The 21,595-nt window shown below is 56.2% G+C and carries 16 protein-coding genes; 11 read left to right on the top strand and 5 right to left on the bottom strand.

From position 1 onward, the window contains the following. Positions 1-94 precede the first annotated feature (94 nt). From ACOTX7_RS06355 to queF, 4 genes are all read right to left on the bottom strand, one after another. Positions 95-1,462, bottom strand: a complete 1,368-nt coding sequence (locus ACOTX7_RS06355; protein WP_221256409.1) for an L-serine ammonia-lyase — start codon at positions 1,460-1,462, stop codon at positions 95-97. Between the two features lie 62 nt (positions 1,463-1,524). Continuing rightward, positions 1,525-2,814, bottom strand: a complete 1,290-nt coding sequence (locus tag ACOTX7_RS06350; protein WP_032674027.1) for an HAAAP family serine/threonine permease — start codon at positions 2,812-2,814, stop codon at positions 1,525-1,527. 504 nt (positions 2,815-3,318) lie between these two features. Further along, positions 3,319-4,683: a nucleotide 5'-monophosphate nucleosidase PpnN gene (gene ppnN / locus ACOTX7_RS06345; RefSeq protein ID WP_221256408.1), complete on the bottom strand. Its 1,365-nt coding sequence runs from the start codon at positions 4,681-4,683 to the stop codon at positions 3,319-3,321. A 116-nt stretch (positions 4,684-4,799) separates the two neighbouring features. Further along, entirely contained in the window at positions 4,800-5,642 is an 843-nt protein-coding gene (gene queF / locus ACOTX7_RS06340) for an NADPH-dependent 7-cyano-7-deazaguanine reductase QueF (RefSeq protein WP_221256407.1), read from the bottom strand. 69 nt (positions 5,643-5,711) lie between these two features. Here queF and syd point away from each other — a divergent pair, with 69 nt between their 5' ends. From syd to ACOTX7_RS06300, 8 genes are all read left to right on the top strand, one after another. After that, positions 5,712-6,257: a SecY-interacting protein gene (gene syd / locus ACOTX7_RS06335; RefSeq protein WP_221256406.1), complete on the top strand. Its 546-nt coding sequence runs from the start codon at positions 5,712-5,714 to the stop codon at positions 6,255-6,257. A 632-nt stretch (positions 6,258-6,889) separates the two neighbouring features. Continuing rightward, positions 6,890-7,219, top strand: a complete 330-nt coding sequence (locus ACOTX7_RS06330; RefSeq protein WP_006811794.1) for a YqcC family protein — start codon at positions 6,890-6,892, stop codon at positions 7,217-7,219. Then, entirely contained in the window at positions 7,216-8,001 is a 786-nt protein-coding gene (truC, locus tag ACOTX7_RS06325; protein ID WP_006811793.1) for a tRNA pseudouridine(65) synthase TruC, read from the top strand. The genes ACOTX7_RS06330 and truC overlap by 4 nt, the downstream gene beginning before the upstream one ends. A gap of 15 nt (positions 8,002-8,016) precedes the next feature. After that, positions 8,017-8,466, top strand: coding sequence for a flavodoxin (locus tag ACOTX7_RS06320; RefSeq protein ID WP_047353856.1), 450 nt, complete (start codon positions 8,017-8,019; stop codon positions 8,464-8,466). 334 nt (positions 8,467-8,800) lie between these two features. Next, entirely contained in the window at positions 8,801-10,156 is a 1,356-nt protein-coding gene (gene gudP, locus ACOTX7_RS06315) for a galactarate/glucarate/glycerate transporter GudP (RefSeq protein WP_006811790.1), read from the top strand. Further along, the gene (locus ACOTX7_RS06310; protein WP_221257283.1) at positions 10,156-11,496 is read left to right on the top strand and encodes an enolase C-terminal domain-like protein; all 1,341 of its coding nucleotides are present in this window, start codon (positions 10,156-10,158) and stop codon (positions 11,494-11,496) included. The genes gudP and ACOTX7_RS06310 overlap by 1 nt, the downstream gene beginning before the upstream one ends. A gap of 15 nt (positions 11,497-11,511) precedes the next feature. Beyond that, a complete protein-coding gene (gudD, locus tag ACOTX7_RS06305) occupies positions 11,512-12,849 on the top strand; it encodes a glucarate dehydratase (RefSeq protein ID WP_006811788.1) in 1,338 nt (445 codons plus the stop codon). A gap of 77 nt (positions 12,850-12,926) precedes the next feature. Next, positions 12,927-14,072, top strand: a complete 1,146-nt coding sequence (locus tag ACOTX7_RS06300) for a glycerate kinase (RefSeq protein ID WP_000706496.1) — start codon at positions 12,927-12,929, stop codon at positions 14,070-14,072. 49 nt (positions 14,073-14,121) lie between these two features. Here ACOTX7_RS06300 and barA read toward each other — a convergent pair whose 3' ends face one another. After that, positions 14,122-16,881, bottom strand: coding sequence for a two-component sensor histidine kinase BarA (gene barA, locus ACOTX7_RS06295; protein ID WP_006811787.1), 2,760 nt, complete (start codon positions 16,879-16,881; stop codon positions 14,122-14,124). 57 nt (positions 16,882-16,938) lie between these two features. Here barA and rlmD point away from each other — a divergent pair, with 57 nt between their 5' ends. From rlmD to mazG, 3 genes are all read left to right on the top strand, one after another. After that, positions 16,939-18,237 (top strand): 23S rRNA (uracil(1939)-C(5))-methyltransferase RlmD, encoded by a 1,299-nt coding sequence (rlmD, locus tag ACOTX7_RS06290; protein WP_221256405.1) that lies wholly within the window; start codon positions 16,939-16,941, stop codon positions 18,235-18,237. A gap of 51 nt (positions 18,238-18,288) precedes the next feature. Then, on the top strand, positions 18,289-20,520 hold the full coding sequence (gene relA / locus ACOTX7_RS06285; RefSeq protein ID WP_221256404.1) for a GTP diphosphokinase: 2,232 nt from the start codon (positions 18,289-18,291) through the stop codon (positions 20,518-20,520). Positions 20,521-20,586: 66 nt separating this feature from the next. Further along, positions 20,587-21,378, top strand: coding sequence for a nucleoside triphosphate pyrophosphohydrolase (mazG, locus tag ACOTX7_RS06280; RefSeq protein ID WP_006811785.1), 792 nt, complete (start codon positions 20,587-20,589; stop codon positions 21,376-21,378). The last annotated feature ends 217 nt before the right edge of the window (positions 21,379-21,595 follow it).

The raw sequence follows: 21,595 nt of genomic DNA, 5'->3' as shown, positions 1-21,595 counted from the left end.
TTAATGGGGGAAGGGTAACACTGAGCGCAGCATGAAACTATCGATGGTGGGGAAAACAGGAAGAAGCCTCGCAAAACGAGGCTTCCTGAAAGGCTCAATCGCAGGTGACGATCTTCATCGCCAGGCCACCGCGGGAGGTTTCGCGGTATTTGGCGTTCATGTCTTTACCGGTTTCGTACATGGTTTCGATAACCTTGTCGAGGCAGACGCGCGGTTCACTGGTACGACGCAGCGCCATACGTGCCGCGTTCACCGCTTTTACAGAGGCGATGGCGTTACGCTCGATGCACGGCACCTGGACCTGTCCGCCGACCGGATCGCAGGTCAGCCCCAGGTTATGTTCCATGCCGATTTCCGCCGCAATACAGACCTGAGCAGGGCTTGCGCCCAGCAGTTCGGCGAGACCCGCCGCCGCCATTGAACAGGCTACGCCCACTTCACCCTGGCAGCCCACTTCCGCGCCGGAAATCGAGGCGTTCATCTTGTACAGTGAGCCAATCGCACTGGCGACCAGCAGATAGCGTGCCAGTGAGTTTGCGTTCACTTCACGGATAAACTTGTCGTAATACGCCAGGACCGCCGGAACAATCCCGCACGCCCCGTTGGTTGGCGCGGTGACGACACGGCCACCCGCGGCGTTCTCTTCGTTCACCGCCAGCGCGAACATGTTGATCCAGTCGACAACCGCCATCGGGTCGGTGGTCGTTTTATCGGTACTCACCAACATACGGCGCAGCGCCGCTGCACGACGCGGTACGCGCAGTTTACCCGGCAGTACCCCTTCGGTGGTGATCCCGCGCTCAATGCCGCTGCGCATCACCTCCCAGACGTTAGCAAAGTGCTGTTCCAGCTCCTCTTTGCTGTGCAGGGCCAGCTCGTTTTTCATCATCAGGCCGGAGAGAGAAAGGCCTGTCTCCTGGCAGTGACGCTGTAAGTCGGCCGCGTTTTTGTACGGGTACGGCACATCAACGGTGGAATTGCTGCTTTGACCAAAATGGTCCTCGTCGACGATAAACCCGCCGCCGATGGAGTAATACGTCTGGCTGTAAACCGCTTTATCGCCAGCCAGCGCGGTAATGCGCATGCCATTCTCGTGCAGCGACAGGTTATCCGCATGGAAATTCATGCAGTGGTCAACCGGGAATTCAACCTCATGCTCGCCGTTCGCCAGCAGCAAACGACCGTGGGTGTTTACGTCCTGGATAAAGGCAGGAATTGCATCAATATCAACGGCATCTGGCAGATTACCCGCCAGCCCCATGATAATGGCAATATCGGTATGGTGGCCTTTACCGGTCAGGGAAAGGGAACCGTATACATCGACAACCACGCGGGTGATGTCGTGCAAAATGCCGCGTGCAATCAAGTCATCCGTGAATTGTTTACCGGCTTTCATTGGTCCGACGGTGTGAGAGCTGGAAGGACCAATACCGATTTTGAAGATATCGAATACGCTAATCATGATGCGTCCATTGCTTCAGTCAGAGGGGAGAAGTGCGCCGTCCGCAGACGGCGCAGGAGGTATTAGCTGAACAGCGAGTAGAAAATAGCGGAGATGGCAATCAGACCCATCACAACAACAAACACGTTGCTGACATGGCCACTGTATTTACGCATCGCAGGCACTTTCTGAATCGCGTACATCGGCATCAGGAACAGGATCATCGCGATAATCGGGCCGCCCAGGGTTTCAATCATACCCAGAATGCTTGGGTTCAGAGTCGCTACCGCCCAGGTGGTCACCAGCATGAACAGCGCAGTGATTTTGTTCAGACGATTGATTTCAATGCTCTTGCCTTTACCGCGCAGAGATTTAATCACCATACCGTTGAAGCCTTCACGTGCGCCCAGGTAGTGGCCCAGGAAGGATTTGGTGATGGCGATAATCGCGATGATCGGTGCCATCCACGCAATCAGCGGTGCGTTAAAGTGGTTGGCCAGGTAAGACAGAATCGAGATGTTCTGCTCTTTCGCCGCCGCCAGATCCGCCGGGGAGAGGCTCAGCACGCAGCTGAACACGAAGAACATTACGGTCAGGACCATCATGATATGCGCGCGAGCCAGGATGCTGGAGCACTTCTTCTCTGCGCCATTGCCGTACTCTTCACGCTTCGCCACCGCGAAGGAAGAGATAATTGGCGAGTGGTTGAAGGAGAACACCATTACCGGGATCGCCAGCCACAGGGTCAGCAGCAGGCCGTTGCCGGTCGCGGATGCGCTGCTCAGAGACAGGGTTTCCAGCGCTGCGCCGTTCCACTGTGGGATCAGGTACAGAGCCAGCACCATCAGAGCCGCCACAAACGGGAACACCAGCACGCTCATCGCTTTCACAATCATCTGCTCGCCGAAGCGCACGATGGTCATCATACCGACGATCAGGATCAGAGACAGAATCGCACGCGGCGGCGGGGTCATCTGAAGCTGGTGCATCATGAAGCTTTCAACGGTGTTGGTGATAGCGACGCTGTACACCAGCAGAATCGGGTAAATCGCGAAGAAGTAGAGCAGGGTAATCAGCTTACCTGCGCCGACGCCGAAGTGTTCTTCAACGACTTCAGTGATGTCTTCGCCCGGGTTTTTACCGGACAGCACGAAGCGGGTCAGACCGCGGTGTGCAAAGAAAGTCATCGGGAAGGCGATGATGGCCATGATGATCAGCGGGATCAGACCGCCGACACCTGCGTTGATAGGAAGGAACAGTACACCAGCGCCGATTGCTGTGCCGTACAGGCCAAGCATCCACATGGTATCCGTTTTGCGCCAACCGCTTCGGGATTCAATCGAAGCAACGGTGCTGGTTTGAGTGGTTTCCATCTGTATCTCCTGGAGGAAGCAAATTGTCAGGTTTTTAGTCAAATCCGATGAAAAAGTGCCTGACGGTAATATGAAATTCGTTCAGTGACGGTTTTTTAATAATTTTTGCCCGTAACTATTGGCGGGCGGAAAGATACATTCTAGTTATGAATCTATCAGTGATCGCGATCCCAAATGCAATAATCCACTTATGATGTGGGTATCTTTAGACCATTTATCTGTTAAAAAAACATCAAAGAGAATTTACGGGCGCGAAGGCTACCATTAACGACATGTTTTAGAAAAGGTGGCCCCGCGAGATAGGTGTCTTTCGCTGTAAAGAAATGGGATTTTAGGATTTTCTGGCGGGTAATTTCGATTAAGGCTGATTATTTATGGTTTCAAAAACGAGGTAATCGTTTGCGCTGGCGTCAGATTTGTTAATACCATTGAAGAACGCTATGAATTGCATCACGAATAAAAAAGCCGGATGACGATCCGGCCTGGGAGGAGGGAAAGGACGCGTTACTTGATGATTTCGTAACACGGAATATAGGCAGAGCCAGGAAGCTTCATGCGGTGCTGGGCGACAAAGCCCTGCAACATGTCATCCATGCGGCGCATCATCTCCGGGTCACCGTGGATCTTATACGGCCCGAACTCCTCAATTGCACGGATCCCTACCTCTTTCACGTTCCCCGCCACGATGCCAGAGAAGGCGCGACGCAGGTCGGCTGCCAGTACTTCTACCGGCTGATCCGGATAGAGTTTGAGGTTCGCCATGTTCTCATGCGACGGTTCGAAGGGGATCTGGAGGTCCGGTGCAATACGGATGGACCAGTTAAAGCTGTAGGCATCCCCGGTATCACGACGGTTCTCTTTCACCAGCGGCATCGCTTTTTTCATCTGACGGGCCACTTCTGCGGCATCGTCAATGATAATGCGGTAGTGACGGCGCGCATTTTCGCCCAGCGTATGCACGATAAACTCGTCCAGCACGCGGAAGTAGTCGGCGCTCTCTTTCGGGCCGGTCAGGATCAACGGCAGAACCTGATCTTTGTTGGCCGGGTTCATCAGGATCCCCAGCAGATAAAGCAGCTCTTCGGCCGTCCCCACGCCGCCCGGGAAGATGATGATGCCGTGCGCGATACGGACAAACGCCTCAAGACGTTTTTCGATATCCGGCATAATAATCAGTTCGTTAACCAGCGGGTTAGGCGGCTCAGCGGCGATGATCGACGGCTCGGTCATGCCAATAAAACGGCCTTCTTTATAGCGTTGCTGCGCGTGTCCTACTGCCGCGCCTTTCATTGGCGCTTCCATCGCGCCAGGACCGCAACCGGTACAGATATTCAGTTCACGCAGGCCAAGCTGCGTTCCCACGCGGCGGGCATACAGGTATTCGGTTTCATTAATGGAGTGACCACCCCAGCAGACGACCATGTTCGGCGCTTCGCCCACGTGCAGGGCACGGGCGTTACGCAGAATGGAGAAGACCAGGTTGGTGATATGAACGGAACTTTCCAGGTCCAGATGCTGGAAACGACCGGCGTTGCTGATCTGCCCGTTAACGAACAGGATGTCGCGCAGCACGGCAAACAGGTTGGCCTGTAGTGAGCGGATAATACGCCCGTCGACAAACGCCTCTTCCGGCGGGTTGATCACTTCCAGCTTCACCCCGCGCTCGCGGCGCAGCACGTTGATATCAAAACTTTCGAAGCGGGACAGCAGCTCTTTACTGTTGTCGGTCAGGCTTCCGGAGTTCAGTACGGCAAGTGAACAGTTACGAAACAGTTGATAAAGGTCGCTACTGGCAGTGCGTTTAAGCATGTCCACTTCCAGCTGCGACAACATATCCATAGAGCCAAGCGGGCTAATATGTGTAATCAAGTGAGCTCCTTACGGGACGATTATCGTCTTTCCCTGTTGATTACAATAGCCCTGGCTTATGACGTTTCACAACACTTCGGGCGGAATACCGCCCGCATATTGTGAAAATATTTATCTTACTGGCGCACCAGCCGTCCGGTGGCAGGCACAAAATCGGTATTGGTGCGCCACGGGTTAATGTCCAGGCCGCCGCGACGGGTATAGCGGGCGTAAACGCTCAGCTTTTCAGGCTGGCAGAAACGCTGGATGTCATTGAAGATGCGTTCCACGCACTGCTCGTGGAATTCGTTATGATGACGGAAAGACACCAGGTAACGCAGCAGCTTTTCACGGTCAATTTTTGGGCCGCGATACTGAATTTGCACCGAGCCCCAGTCCGGCTGATGAGTGATAAGGCAGTTGGATTTCAGCAGATGGCTGACCAGCGTCTCGTCGACCACTTTTCCGCCCGCCGCGTTTTCCAGGTAGTCAGTGCTAAATTCATAGCTCTCCACCTCAATGTCCTGATCGTCGATGCAGGTGCCGTGGAAATGGGCGATGGGCTGTCCTTCCAGCTCATGCAGACGGTATAACGAGACGGTCACGTTTCCCTGCGCGCACGCGCTTAAATCACGCTCAAGCGTCTGTTGTACCTCGTCCCAGCTGTTAAATTTGGTCTGGTTAAAGCTGTTGAGATAGAGCTTAAAGCTCTTGGATTCGACCAGATTTACGCTGGCGTAATCCAGCTCGACGTGGCCCACGGCCACCTGCGGCAGACCGCGCGCATTCAGCCAGGAGAGTTCGTACAGCGTCCAGATGTCGCCGCCGAAAAACGGCAGCGCGTCAGCGTGCAGGCCGAGCGGATCGCGGTTCAGACTGCGCGGCACGCCCTGCAACAGGCTTGCATCGTAGGTGTCGCGGTAATCGGTCGATTTACCCAGCGTTAAGCCCGTTAACGCCTGATGATTTTCGTAAGACATGTTTCATAGCCACTTTACAGGTACACTTATGGGCTGAGTTTATCCTGTCTTACAAGAAGAGAGAAATCGGTGGATATCGAAACTGCAAATGCCCTGACGTCCTTCACGACCCGCTACTGCGATGCCTGGCATGAAAAGCGGGGGACGTGGCCACAAAGTACTGATTTATATGGCGTGCCGTCACCGTGCATTATCGCTTCGCAGGATGATTACGTAATCTGGCAACCGAAACCGTTCGCGGGCGAGCAGAATGTAAATGCGGTTGAACGCGCAATGGACATTGTGGTACAACCTGCGCTTCATGCATTTTATACCACGCAGTTTGCCGGGGATATGACGGCATGTTTTGCACGACAGCCGCTGACGCTGCTGCAAACCTGGAGCGAAGACGATCTTCAACGCGTTCAGGAAAACCTCATTGGTCACCTGGTCACGCAAAAACGCCTTAAGCTCTCTCCGACTCTCTTTATTGCGACGCTCGACAGTGAACTGGACGTCATTTCTGTCTGCAACCTGTCTGGTGAGGTCATTAAAGAAACGCTCGGCACCCGCAATCGCGACGTTCTCGCGCCTTCACTTGCGGATTTCCTTACCCAACTTGAGCCGCTTCTGTAATCCATTATGCTACAGAGCGTGTGAGAGATCTCTTACACGCTCTGTGAGACATCACTGAAACAATTAGCATTGTCTTGGGAATTTCAGATTAATATTAACTTCTCTTTCAATGGGTTAGTGTTTTTCTGAAAGAAGATCTCCCGTTTCGCCTGGCTTACATTGCTCACAGGGTGGGTTGTAAGACGAGGCAGAATAGCGGATTCTATCTGTGTCGACAGGATGCCGACACGAGAAACGAACATCAGGATGATGACGTTTCTTACCAGGAACACGTCAGGACGACGCCGCAGGAAGGCTTCAGGATGAAGCAAAGGGGATCACGCAGGATGCGTAAGGGACACCTCCAGGAAGGAGAACGAGAGCCGGTCAGGATGGTCGGTGGGTCAGGATGGCCAGGACGTTTCAGGATGAAACCTACACATCAGGATGATGTGAGCAGGACGCAAAAGGTAAAGGGATGACCGGGCCTTCGGGCATCAGGAAAAGTTGTCACGGATGAGCAGGGAGCACGTATTGTAGCTGGAATGCTGCGAAACGAACCGGGAGCACTGTTTTTACAGTGCTCCCTTTTTTTATTTCTGTCTTCCGCAATGCTATGCTTCGCGCCATTCCGTTTTTCAGTTGAGGTATATATGTCGCATCACGATAGCGTTCGTGCGCAGTTGCACGCCATCGAAGCCCTTATGCGCCAGCATCAGCTGTGGCAGGATAACGCGCCGCAGCCAGAAGCGTTCGCCAGCACCCAACCGTTTTGTCTGGATACGCTGGCCCCGTTCGAGTGGCTCCAGTGGGTCTTAATTCCGCGTATGCACGCGCTGCTGGAAGGTGGCCACGCGTTGCCCGCGTCTTTTGCCGTCTCTCCCTATTACGAAATGGCGCTGGAAGCGACCCACCCGGCGCGCGCGATGATGCTGGTGGAGCTGGAAAAGCTGGATGCGCTTTTCGCCGGTGACGATGCATGACGCTTGAGATCCTTTATCAGGATGAGTGGTTAGTGGCGGTGAATAAACCGTCCGGCTGGCTGGTGCACCGAAGCTGGCTCGATCGCGATGAGAAAGTGGTGGTCATGCAGACCGTGCGCGATCAAATCGGTCAGCACGTCTTTACCGCCCACCGTCTGGATCGGCCCACCTCCGGCGTTCTGCTGATGGGGCTTTCCAGTGAGGCCGGGCGCCTGCTGGCGCAGCAGTTTGAACAGCACCAGATCCAGAAACGCTATCACGCCATTGTGCGTGGATGGCTGACAGACGCCGCCACGCTTGATTATCCCCTGGTGGAGGAGCTGGATAAAATTGCCGATAAATTTGCCCGTGAAGATAAAGGCCCGCAGCCTGCGGTAACCGACTATCGCGGTATGGCGACCACAGAACTGCCGGTGGCGACCAGCAAATTCCCGACCACGCGATACAGTCTGGTTGAGCTTTTGCCCAAAACCGGACGCAAGCACCAGCTTCGCCGTCACCTTGCGCACCTGCGCCACCCGATTATCGGCGACAGTAAGCATGGCGATTTGCGCCAGAACCGCAGCGCGGCAGCGCATTTTGGCTGCAACCGGCTGATGCTGCACGCCAGCGAGCTGACCCTGACGCACCCGTTTACCGGCGAACCGCTGATGATCCGCGCGGGGCTGGATGAGGTCTGGATGCAGGCGCTGTCACAGTTTGGCTGGCTGGGACAACTCCCCGAAAATGAAAGGGTTGAGTTTGCCGCAGGCAACGTTCAGGATGAACAGCAAACGCAATAATGACGGGAGCAAAGCATGGCTGAAGTAGGCATTTTTGTCGGCACGATGTACGGCAACTCGCTGCTGGTGGCGGAGGAGGCGGAAGCAATCCTCGTAAATCAGGGCCATAAAGCAACGGTGTATGAAGACCCGGAGCTGGCAGACTGGGAAAAATATAAAGATAAATACATTCTGGTGGTGACCTCCACCACCGGGCAGGGCGATCTTCCGGACAGCATTACCCCGCTTTTCCAGGGCATTAAAGACCAGCTTGGCTATCAGCCAGATGTGCACTACGGCATCATTGCCCTCGGTGATAGCTCTTACGCTAACTTCTGCGGCGGCGGTAAGCAGTTCGACGCGCTGTTGCAGGAGCAGAGCGCCCAGCGCGTCGGGGAGATGTTGCTGATTGATGCGGGCGAGCACCCGGAGCCAGAAAGCGAGTCGAACCCGTGGGTGGAGAACTGGGCCACACTTCTCAAATAACATTCTGCCCGGCGGCGCTTCGCTTGCGCGGGCCTGCGGGTCTTTCAGGCCGGGTAAGGCGAAGCCGCCACCCGGCATCGAAACCGCACTAAATCCTCAATTCCGTGAAGTATCTTCCACCACTTTGGGCTTATGCCCCAAACCACGTTCCCCACACCCTTCAATGTTGTGTTCCTGCACGGTGAGAGAACCTGTCACTCCTTCATATACTTTTCCCGTCACTATAAAACGGCTTCTGGCCGTACCAAAACCAAACACAAATCTCTCATTCTGATTACCCTACAGGTGCTGTACAGAATGAACCAGGCGAAAGCTATGTTTCAGGAGTGCCACAATGAGTACATTAAGCCACGCGGCGAGCAGCGCTGAGAAGCGCACCAACGCTCGCTACTGGATAGTGGTGATGCTGTTTATCGTCACCTCTTTCAACTACGGCGACCGCGCCACGTTGTCCATTGCCGGCTCTGAGATGGCAAAGGACATCGGACTTGACCCGGTGGGTATGGGTTATGTTTTCTCCGCATTTTCATGGGCCTACGTAATCGGCCAAATCCCTGGCGGCTGGCTGCTGGACCGCTTTGGTTCAAAACGGGTCTATTTCTGGTCCATTTTTATCTGGTCGATGTTTACCCTCTTACAGGGCTTCGTGGATATCTTCAGCGGCTTCGGCATCATCATTGCGCTCTTTACCCTCCGCTTCCTGGTGGGCTTAGCGGAAGCGCCATCCTTCCCTGGCAACAGCCGCATTGTGGCCGCCTGGTTCCCGGCGCAGGAGAGGGGAACGGCGGTCGCGATCTTTAACTCGGCGCAATACTTTGCGACAGTGATTTTCGCACCCATCATGGGCTGGCTGACGCACGAAGTGGGCTGGTCACACGTCTTCTTCTTCATGGGCGGGCTGGGGATCGTCATCAGCTTCATCTGGCTGAAAGTGATCCACGAACCAAATCAGCATCCGGGCGTGAACAAGAAAGAGCTGGACTACATTGCTGAAGGTGGGGCGCTGATCAACATGGATCAGAAAACCCAGAAAGTAAAAGTCCCGTTCAGCCAGAAATGGGCGCAGATCAAACAGCTCGTTGGCACACGGATGATGATCGGTATCTATCTCGGCCAGTACTGCATCAACGCCTTAACCTACTTCTTCATCACCTGGTTCCCGGTTTACCTGGTGCAGGCGCGTGGGATGTCGATTCTGAAGGCGGGGTTTGTCGCCTCCGTGCCGGCCATCTGCGGCTTCGTGGGCGGGGTGCTTGGCGGGGTCATCTCCGACTGGCTGATGCGTCGTACCGGTTCGCTGAATATCGCGCGTAAAACGCCAATCGTGCTCGGCATGCTGCTCTCCATGACCATGGTGTTCTGTAACTACGTCAACGCGGAGTGGATGATTATCGGTTTCATGGCGATGGCCTTCTTCGGTAAAGGCATTGGCGCGCTGGGCTGGGCAGTCATGGCGGATACCGCGCCGAAAGAGATCAGCGGTCTGAGCGGCGGTCTGTTCAACATGTTTGGCAACATTTCCGGCATTGTCACGCCAATCGCTATCGGTTACATCGTCGGCACCACCGGCTCCTTCAATGGTGCGCTGATTTATGTAGGCGTCCATGCGCTGGTGGCGGTACTCAGTTACCTGGTGCTGGTGGGTGACATCAAACGTATCGAACTGAAACCTGTTGTGGAGCGCGGATGATGACGACGCAATCAAGCCCGATCGTGACGGAGATGAAGGTCATCCCGGTTGCGGGGCAGGATAGCATGCTGCTCAACATTGGTGGCGCGCATAATGCCTGGTTTACCCGCAACATCGTGGTACTGACCGACAGCGCAGGGAATACCGGCGTCGGGGAAGCGCCTGGCGGAGAGGTGATTTACCAGACGCTGGTCGACGCCATCCCGCAGGTGGTTGGGCAGGAAGTGGCCCGCCTGAACAAAGTGGTTCAGCGAGTACATAAGGGCAACCAGTCGGCGGATTTTGATACCTTCGGAAAAGGCGCCTGGACCTTTGAACTGCGCGTTAACGCGGTGGCGGCGCTGGAGGCGGCTCTCCTCGATTTACTCGGCAAGGCGCTGAACGTGCCGGTCTGCGAACTGCTGGGGCCGGGCAAACAGCGTGATGCGGTAACGGTGCTGGGCTATCTGTTCTATGTTGGCGACCGGACTAAAACCGATCTGCCGTATCTGGAACGCTCACCGGGCAGCCATGAGTGGTATCACCTGCGTCATCAGGAGGCGCTCTCTGGCGAGGCGGTGGTGCGTCTGGCAGAGGCGGCGCAGGATCGCTACGGCTTTAAAGACTTCAAGCTGAAAGGCGGCGTTCTGCCAGGCGAGCAGGAGATTGACAGCGTGCGCGCGTTGAAAAAACGCTTCCCGGAGGCGCGCATCACCGTCGATCCGAACGGCGCATGGCTGCTGGATGAAGCTATCACGCTGTGCAAAGGGCTGGGCGATGTGCTGACCTACGCGGAAGATCCGTGCGGCGCAGAGCAGGGCTTCTCGGGCCGGGAGGTGATGGCGGAGTTCCGCCGCGCCACCGGACTGCCGGTCGCAACCAACATGATCGCCACCAACTGGCGTGAAATGGGCCATGCGGTAATGCTGAATGCGGTGGACATTCCGCTGGCGGACCCGCACTTCTGGACCCTTTCCGGCGCGGTGCGCGTGGCGCAGCTGTGCGATGACTGGGGGCTTACCTGGGGCTGCCACTCCAATAACCATTTTGACATTTCGCTGGCGATGTTTACCCACGTTGGCGCAGCGGCGCCGGGCAACCCGACCGCCATCGATACGCACTGGATCTGGCAGGAAGGCGAAGCGCGCCTGACCAAAAATCCACTTGAAATCAAAAACGGCAAAATTGCCGTACCGGATACGCCGGGGCTGGGCGTGGAGCTTGACTGGGATCAGATCCACAAGGCGCATGAAGCGTATAAAAAACTGCCAGGCGGCGCGCGCAACGACGCAGGCCCGATGCAGTACCTTATCCCCGGCTGGACATTTGACCGTAAGCGCCCTGTATTTGGACGTCACTGATAAAAGGATCGAACGATGAGCACATTTTCTACCCCTGTAGTCACCTCCATGCAGATCATTCCTGTCGCGGGGCATGACAGCATGCTGATGAACCTGAGCGGCGCCCATGCGCCGTTCTTCACCCGTAATATCGTGGTGATCAAGGACAACTCAGGGCATACCGGTGTCGGTGAAATCCCGGGTGGGGAGAAGATCCGTAAAACGCTGGAGGACGCCATTCCGCTGGTGGTGGGTAAAACGCTGGGCGAGTACAAAAATGTGCTGACAAGCGTGCGTACTACCTTTGCCGATCGTGATGCGGGCGGTCGTGGCCTGCAAACGTTTGATCTGCGCACCACTATCCACGTGGTCACGGGCATTGAAGCCGCGATGCTGGATCTGTTAGGCCAGCATCTGGGCGTCAATGTCGCCTCCCTACTGGGAGACGGCCAACAGCGCAGCGAAGTGGAAATGCTCGGCTACCTGTTCTTTATCGGCAACCGCAAACTCACCCCGCTGCCGTACCAGAGCCAGCCAGACGAAAAATGCGACTGGTATCGTGTGCGTCACGATGAAGCGATGACCCCGGACGCGGTGGTGCGCCTGGCGGAAGCCGCGTATGAAAAATATGGCTTTAATGACTTCAAGCTGAAAGGCGGTGTGCTGGCGGGTGAAGAAGAGGCAGAGGCGATCGCCGCGCTGGCGAAGCGCTTCCCGCAGGCGCGCGTCACGCTGGATCCGAACGGTGCCTGGTCGCTTGATGAGGCGATCAAAATCGGTAAGCAGCTTAAAGGCGTGCTGGCCTACGCGGAAGATCCGTGCGGTGCAGAGCAGGGCTTCTCCGGCCGGGAAGTGATGGCGGAGTTCCGTCGCGCCACCGGTCTGCCGACCGCCACGAATATGATCGCGACCGACTGGCGTCAGATGGGGCATACGCTCTCGCTGCAATCGGTGGATATCCCGCTGGCAGACCCGCACTTCTGGACGATGCAGGGCTCGGTTCGCGTGGCGCAGATGTGTCATGAGTTTGGCCTGACCTGGGGCTCGCACTCCAATAACCACTTCGATATCTCGCTGGCGATGTTCACCCATGTGGCGGCTGCTGCGCCGGGCAACATTACCGCCATCGACACCCACTGGATCTGGCAGGAGGGCAACCAGCGCCTGACCAAACAGCCGTTTGAAATCAAAGGCGGCATGGTGCAGGTGCCTGCCACGCCGGGTCTGGGCGTTGAGCTGGATATGGATCAGGTCATGAAAGCGCACGAGCTGTATCAGAAACACGGTCTGGGCGCGCGTGATGACGCCCTGGCGATGCAATACCTGATCCCAGAGTGGACATTCGACAATAAACGTCCGTGCATGGTACGATAAGCGCATTGGGACCGCTCCCACGAGTGGTCCCTTACGTGGTGTATGCTTAACGTAACTAACATGCGTAAGGATGGCTTATGAAAATTGTTATCGCTCCGGACTCGTATAAGGAAAGCTTGAGCGCGCTGGAGGTAGCGACAGCGATAGAGGTCGGTTTTCGCGACATTTTCCCGTCAGCGGACTATGTCAAATTACCGGTTGCCGATGGTGGCGAAGGGACGGTGGAAGCAATGGTAGCCGCCACGCATGGGCGTCTTGTCCATGTTCCCGTTACCGGGCCTTTGGGTGAACGGGTGGAAGGGTTTTTCGGGTTATCCGGAGACGGGAAAAGCGCCTTTATCGAGATGGCGGCAGCGAGCGGCCTGGAGCTTGTTGCTCCCGCAAAGCGTAATCCGTTAATCACCACCTCGTGGGGGACCGGAGAACTCATCCGTCATGCGCTGGATGCAGGCGTTAAGCATATCATTATTGGTATTGGAGGCAGCGCGACCAATGACGGTGGCGCAGGCATGGTGCAGGCGCTGGGCGTAAAACTGCTGGATGCGAAAGCGCAGCCCGTTGGGCCGGGCGGCGGCGAACTGGCAGGCCTTGCGCATATCGATCTTAGCGGGCTGGATAAGCGACTGGCAGACTGTCGAATTGAAGTGGCCTGCGATGTGACCAATCCCCTGATCGGTGAGACTGGCGCTTCTGCGGTATTCGGTCCGCAGAAAGGGGCGACGCCGGAGATGGTCAGAACGCTGGACGACGCGCTTGCGCATTATGCAAAAATTATCGCCCGGGATCTGGATATTAACGTCTTAAACCTGGCGGGCGGCGGTGCGGCTGGCGGCATGGGTGCGGCGCTGTATGCATTTTGCGGCGCACAGCTCCGTCAGGGAATTGAAATTGTCACCGATGCCCTGCATCTCGATGAACAGGTCGCAGACGCCGATCTGGTGATCACGGGCGAAGGGCGTATCGACAGCCAGACGATCCACGGCAAGGTGCCCGTTGGCGTAGCGAGAGTCGCGAAACGCTATAACAAACCGGTTATCGGCATTGCCGGCAGCCTGACGGCGGATGTTGGCGTGGTGCATGAGCACGGACTGGATGCCGTATTCAGTGTGATTTACACCATCTGCTCGCTGGAAGATGCGCTGGAAAATGCGCAACAGAATGTGCAGATGGCCGCAAGGAATATTGCGGCGGTGATAAAGATGGGGCAGGGGATGTCCCGTTAACGTTCATGCTCCTGTAGGCCCGGTAAGCGAAGCGCCACCGGGCTTTGTCTTAGCTCCCCAGCACCTTCATTGCTTCCCGCGTCACGTTGTCCATCTCGTCCAGTAGCTCCAGGAACTCCGGTTCGAGATCGGATTCTGGCGTACCCGCACGAAGCTGCTGTTCAAGCAGCTGGCAGAGGTTTTTCAGCCGCGGTACGCCGCTGTAGCCGCAGCTGCCGTGCAATTTATGAATGGCTTCCAGCAGTCCTTCAGGGTTTTCACCCACCAGTTGTTCTTCAACCTTGTTACGAATCTCAGGCAGGAAGTCCACCAGCATTTGCAGCATATCGCGGGCCAGATCGGGTTTGCCCGCCGCCTGCCGCAGCGCCAGTTGCCAGTCAAACGTGGCATTCTGGTTAACGCTAATTTCCGGTGCTTCAGCTGTAATGGTGTATGTCCCGCCAATGTGACCCGGCTTGTAGCGCAGCAGCAGGCTGTGCAGCTTCTCTTCGTCGATCGGTTTCGCCAGATAATCGTTCATGCCCGCACCCAGCAGTTTCTCTTTTTGTCCCGCCATCGCGTGCGCCGTCACGGCAATCACCGGCGTCTGCTGCTGGTGCGGAAGCTGACGAATCAATTCACAGGCGCGGATGCCATCCATCCCCGGCATCTGAATATCCATCAGGATCAGGTCGAACTGCATCTGTTTGGCTTGCTCGACGGCTTCGGCACCGCTGGTACACAGCTCCACGTGTTGAACCTGATCCTCAAGCAGCACGCCAATCAGCTTCAGGTTCGCCGGGTTATCGTCCACGGCCATCACCGTCATCGGCAGCTTATGTTCGTCGTTCTCCAGCGGCAGGGACTGATGCGTCAGACGGCAATATTCGGTCAACGCAGGTAACAGCCGTGTGGCGGTGAGCGGTTTCAGCAGACATGCCGCCGCCCCGTCGTTTTTCAGCTCTTCGGCGTTGATTTGGGCGTGGCACGGCAGCGCCAGCAGCAGGTAGTCCGTCATTGAGGCCGCTTTCGCCAGGCGTTCCTGCTGCATGGTCAGTTCTCCGGTAAACGTCACCGGAATACCCAACAACAGGATATCGTAATGGTCGTTCGCCAGCGCGGAGAAGGTCGGGCTGTAGACGACCTCCAGCGGCGTGCTGCTTAATACATCCAGCGTACACTGTGCCGCCGCAGCGTTCGGTTCCACATAGGCCAGACGCATCCCTTTCAGGCAGCCGGTGACCGGACCGTCGGTCTGCACGTTCGGGTTAAGATCAAGATTGATATGGAACCAGAAGGTTGAGCCTCGGTTAGGCTGGCTGTGGAAGGAGATATCGCCGCCCATCTCTTTCACCAGCTTTTGGGTGATCACCAGCCCCAGGCCCGTTCCGCCGTGACGACGGGAAATGCTCGCATCGGCCTGGCGGAAAGCCTGGAACAGACGCGTCTGATCGCGCTCCGGAATACCAATGCCGGTATCCCGGATCTGCACTTCAATCTGGACTTTGTTATTACTGAGCGACCTTTTTTCGACCAGAATGTCAATGTTGCCGCTTTCGGTGAACTTAATGGCGTTACCCACCAGATTGGTAATGACCTGTTGCAGGCGTAGCGGGTCGCCAATGACGTTATCCGGCACATCATTTTTAATATTAAGCGTCAGTTCCAGACCCTTGTCATGCGATGAGTGGGCAAGAAGCGTGACCACGTCATCCAGCGTGCTGCGCAGTGGGAAGGGGATACTCTCCAGAATCAGCTTGCCCGCCTCCAGCTTCGAGAAGTCCAGTACGTCGTTAATAATGGTCAACAGGTTGTTGGCCGATCGTTCAATGGTATGCAGGTGGTCACGCTGGGTCGGGTTCAGCTCGCTTTTAAGCGTCAGGCGGGTAAAGCCAATCACGCCGTTCAGCGGCGTTCGCAGCTCGTGCGACATGTTCGCCAGGAACTCAGACTTAATACGTGCCGCCTCCTGCGCACGTTTTTTCGCCAGATCCAGCTCCACGTTCTGGATCTCCATCTGTTCCAGCGTTTCGCGCAGGTCAGAGGTGGCCTGGTCAACGTTGTGCTGCATCTCTTCGTGATAAGCCGCCAGCGACATCGCCATTGAGTTGATGCCGTTTTTCAGCATATCCAGCTCGCCGAGCATAAAGCCTTCTACGCGGCTGTCGAGCTGACCCCGGCGGATCCGGTCAACGGTATTCACCATGTTGCGGATAGGCCCCGTGACGTCGCGCATCAGTCGCCAGCCGAAGATCAGCGCGATGCCGATACAGAACAGCATCATCACGCCGGAGATGAAAATTTCTTTGTACTGCTGGAGCCGCACCGACTTGAGATCCAGCTCCAGCGCCACATATCCCAGCATATTATTGCTGGACTTCGCATCGGACTGGGCGGATTCATCGGGTGAATAGCTTTCGGAGATAATCGGCGTGCGCAGGATCATGATATCGCCGCGCCGCAGCACCGTCAGATGGCGCGGGAAGGGGGTTCCTTCCGGAATTTTCAGCGACGTGGGATCCAGATGGAAATTCGAGGTAACGAACAGGCGGTTATGCTCATCGTAAACGGAAATGGCGCGCACGATCTCTGAATGACGGCGGTGCAGCACGCTGATTAACTGACCAATGGATTCACGGTTTTGCAGGTTCATGCCGTACTCGCTGGAGACGGCCAGCGGTTCGATTATGCTGGCCCCGGCATCTTCAAGCTGTCTCTGCAAATCGTTATAGCGATGCACCACAAAGAAAATGCTCAGCAGCAAACCGATGAGAACGGTAGGAGCGAGGATCAAAATCATCATGCGCGCGCGCAGGCTGTAGTTGGTCATGGAGTTCCGTTATGGGACAATCAGGCTAATTATGTTTATTTGAGAACAATCTCGGCGATGGCGCAATTCTACTCTGCAAAACGACGCGTGACGACGCGTCAGATCATAACTGTTGAAGCCACTGACCTCGATCCCTTTGGACAGGGGGTGGCGCGTCACAAGGGTAAGACACTGTTTATCACAGGTTTGCTGCCAGGAGAACGTGCAGATATTACGCTGACGGAAGACAAACGTCAGTATGCGCGCGCCCAGGTCAAGCGCCGTCTTAATGATAGCCCGGAGCGCGTGACGCCTCGCTGTCCCCATTTTGGCGTCTGTGGGGGCTGTCAGCAACAGCATGCCAGCACAGAATTACAGCAAAAAAGTAAAAGCAGCGCGCTGGCCCGCCTGGTCGGTCACGACGTTAATGACATTATTGCCGATCGGCCCTGGGGCTACCGTCGCCGCGCTCGCCTGAGCCTCAGCTACCAGCCAAAAACCGAGCGGCTGGAGATGGGTTTTCGCAAAGCCGGCGCCAGCGATATCGTCTCCATTACGCAGTGCCCTGTTTTGGTGCCCCATCTTGAGGCGTTACTCCCGGATGTGCACCACTGTCTTGCATCGCTGGATGGGGTGCGTTCGCTGGGCCATGTCGAACTGGTGCAGGCCAACAGTGGCTCGCTGATGGTGCTGCGCCACACCGCGCCGCTGTCAAAGGCAGATCGCGAAAAACTGGAACGCTTTTCGCATTCTCATGAGCTGGCGCTTTTCCTCGCGCCGCAAAGCGAGATACTTGAGCAGGTCACCGGAGAAGCGCCCTGGTATGCGTCAGACGGGCTACGCTTAACGTTCAGCCCGCGGGATTTTATCCAGGTTAACGACGGCGTGAACCAGCAAATGGTGGCGAACGCGCTGGCGTGGCTGGACGTACAGCCTGTCGATCGGGTGCTCGATCTGTTCTGCGGTATGGGGAACTTTACCCTGCCGCTGGCCCGTAAAGCAGCAAGCGTGGTCGGGGTGGAAGGCGTTGAGGCGCTGGTGGCGAAAGGCCAGGAGAACGCCCGGCAGAACGGCTTGCAAAATGTGACATTCTTTCATCAGAATCTTGAAGATGATGTTACGCAGCAACCGTGGGCTAAGCAGGGCTTTGATAAGATCCTGCTCGATCCGGCGCGCGCAGGTGCGCCGGGCGTGATGCAGCATATAATTAAACTCGCGCCTGAACGCGTGGTCTATGTTTCCTGTAACCCGGCGACGCTCGCCCGTGACAGCGAAGCATTATTGAGCGGGGGTTACCAGATTCGGCGTCTGGCAATGCTGGACATGTTCCCGCACACTGGACATCTGGAATCGATGGTGTTGTTCGAGCACATCTAATGAGTTTGGCTTGTCGACTTCGACAGGCCCTTGTCCCTAAAGGAGAGGACGATGGTTGCGGTAAGAAGTGCACATTTAAATAAAGCTGGTGAGTTTGACCCTCAAAAATGGATCGCAAGTCTGGGGATTTCCAGCCAGCAGTCGTGTGAACGCTTAACCGAAACCTGGGCCTATTGTTTACGCACAACGCAGGGGCATCCGGATGCGGAACTGCTGTTGTGGCGCGGCGTGGAGATGGTTGAAATTCTCTCCATGCTGAATATGGACATCGAAACGCTACAGGCTGCACTGTTGTTCCCGCTGGCGGACGCCGACGTGGTGACGGAAGACGTGCTGCGTGAAAGCGTCGGCCAGTCCGTTGTGGCGCTCATCCACGGCGTGCGTGACATGGCCGCCATCCGACAGCTAAAAGCCGCGCAAACGGATTCTGTCTCTTCCGAGCAGGTGGATAACGTCCGTCGTATGCTGCTGGCGATGGTAGATGATTTCCGCTGCGTGGTTATCAAGCTGGCCGAACGGGTTGCCCATCTGCGCGAAGTGAAAGATGCGCCGGAAGACGAGCGCGTCCTGGCCGCCAAAGAGTGTACGAATATCTATGCTCCGCTGGCGAACCGTCTCGGTATCGGGCAACTGAAGTGGGAGCTGGAAGATTACTGCTTCCGCTACCTGCATCCGGCGGAATACAAACGCATCGCAAAACTGCTGCACGAACGCCGCATTGACCGTGAGCACTATATCGAGGAATTCGTCAGCGGGCTGCGCCAGTCGATGAAAGAGGAGAATGTGCGCGCTGAGGTTTACGGGCGTCCGAAGCACATCTACAGCATCTGGCGCAAAATGCAGAAGAAACATCTCGCCTTTGACGAGCTGTTTGACGTGCGCGCCGTGCGTATCGTGGCGGAGCGTCTCCAGGACTGCTATGCCGCACTGGGGATAGTACATACTCACTTCCGCCATCTGCCGGATGAGTTCGATGACTACGTCGCCAACCCCAAACCAAACGGCTATCAGTCTATTCATACCGTGGTGCTCGGCCCTGGCGGCAAAACGGTGGAAATTCAGATCCGTACCAAACAGATGCACGAAGACGCCGAGCTGGGCGTGGCGGCGCACTGGAAATATAAAGAGGGGACCTCCGGCGGCGGTCGCTCGGGTCACGAGGATCGTATCGCCTGGCTGCGTAAGCTGATTGCGTGGCAGGAAGAGATGGCTGACTCTGGCGAAATGCTCGACGAAGTGCGCAGTCAGGTCTTCGACGATCGCGTCTACGTCTTTACCCCGAAAGGGGATGTGGTTGATCTGCCGGCAGGCTCCACGCCGCTCGATTTCGCCTACCACATCCACAGCGATGTGGGACACCGTTGCATCGGGGCGAAGATCGGCGGACGTATCGTACCGTTTACCTACCAGCTACAGATGGGCGACCAGATTGAAATCATCACCCAGAAGCAGCCAAACCCAAGCCGCGACTGGCTGAATCCGAACCTCGGTTATGTCACCACCAGCCGTGGGCGCTCAAAAATTCACGCCTGGTTCCGTAAGCAGGATCGTGACAAGAATATCCTTGCCGGTCGCCAGATCCTTGACGACGAGCTGGAGCATATCGGGATTAGCCTGAAAGAGGCGGAGAAATTCCTGCTGCCGCGCTACAACTTCAACGAGCTGGATGAACTGCTGGCGGCGATTGGTGGCGGCGATATCCGTCTGAATCAGATGGTGAATTTCCTGCAAGCGCAGTTTAATGAGCCAAGCGCGGCAGAGCAGGATGCGGCAGCGCTGAAACAGCTACAGCAGAAAACCTACGCTCCGCAGCAGCGCAGCAAAGACAATGGCCGCGTGGTGGTCGAAGGGGTGGGTAACCTCATGCACCATATTGCCCGCTGCTGCCAGCCGATCCCGGGGGACGATATTGTCGGCTTTATTACCCAGGGGCGCGGGATCTCGATTCACCGCTCCGACTGTGATCAGCTTGCAGAGCTGCAATCGCATGCGCCGGAACGTATCGTGGAAGCCGTCTGGGGGGAGAGCTATTCGGCGGGTTACTCGCTGGTGGTGCGCGTCACTGCCAACGACCGCAGCGGCCTGCTGCGCGACATCACCACGATTCTCGCTAACGAGAAGGTCAACGTGCTGGGCGTTGCCAGCCGCAGCGATACCCGGGAGCAGCTTGCCACCATCGATATGACTATCGAAATCTATAACCTTCAGGTGCTGGGCCGCGTACTCGGCAAACTGAACCAGGTGCCGGATGTGATTGACGCGCGTCGTCTGCACGGCGGCTAAACATCCTCTTCTTTAGGCCGGGTAAGGCAATGCCGCCACCCGGCATTTTGACATCAGGACAGAACTATGACTCAAATCGAGCGCCTGCTCGGCATCATGAAACGCCTGCGGGACCCGGAAAACGGCTGCCCGTGGGACAAAGAGCAGACTTTCGCCACCATCGCGCCTTACACCCTTGAAGAGACCTACGAAGTGCTGGACGCGATTTCGCGCGAAGATTTCGACGACCTGCGCGGTGAGCTGGGCGACCTGCTGTTCCAGGTGGTGTTTTACGCCCAGATGGCGCAGGAAGAAGGGCGCTTTAATTTTGACGATATCTGCGCCGCTATCAGCGACAAGCTGGAGCGTCGTCATCCGCATATCTTTGGCGATGCCAGCGCAGGCAACAGTGCGGAAGTGCTGGCACGCTGGGAGCAGATCAAAAGCGCCGAGCGCGCTGAAAAATCCCAGCACTCGGCGCTGGACGATATCCCGCTTAACCTTCCCGCGCTGATGCGTGCCCACAAAATTCAAAAGCGCTGCTCGGCGGTAGGGTTTGACTGGACCTCTCTCGGTCCGGTGCTGGAAAAAGTGCACGAAGAGATCGACGAAGTGATGCATGAAGCGCAGCAGGCCGTTGTGGATGAAGCAAAACTGGAAGAGGAGATGGGCGATCTGCTGTTTGCGACCGTCAACCTTTCGCGCCACCTCGGTGTAAAAGCGGAAACCGCTCTGCAAAAAGCGAACATCAAATTCGAACGACGCTTTCGTGAAGTAGAGCGGATTGTGGCCTCGCGCGGCCTGGAAATGAGCGGGATTGACCTCGACGCGATGGAAGAAGTCTGGCAGGAAGTAAAACGCCAGGAACATGATCTCTAACGAAATTTTGCGATCAAGCGCAATTTGTGTGATTTTTTAAATGACAAGCGCTTGATTTGCGTCAAAAACATTTACCCAAAAGGGGCTATTTTCTCACTCCTTATGTTTGTCATGGCCTGGGAAGGAGACGGAGAATGAAAGTTTGTGGCGCTCGTCGTGTTCGGGTATACTACTTTCCCGTCCTGGTTATTCCATCGTTTCACCCTAACTTCTCAGG

The organism is Enterobacter cloacae complex sp. IR5418 (assembly GCF_049238105.1).
GTDB lineage: Bacteria > Pseudomonadota > Gammaproteobacteria > Enterobacterales > Enterobacteriaceae > Enterobacter > Enterobacter hormaechei.
Note: the sequence above shows the minus strand (reverse complement) of the source record. Positions and strands in the feature narration are given on the sequence as shown.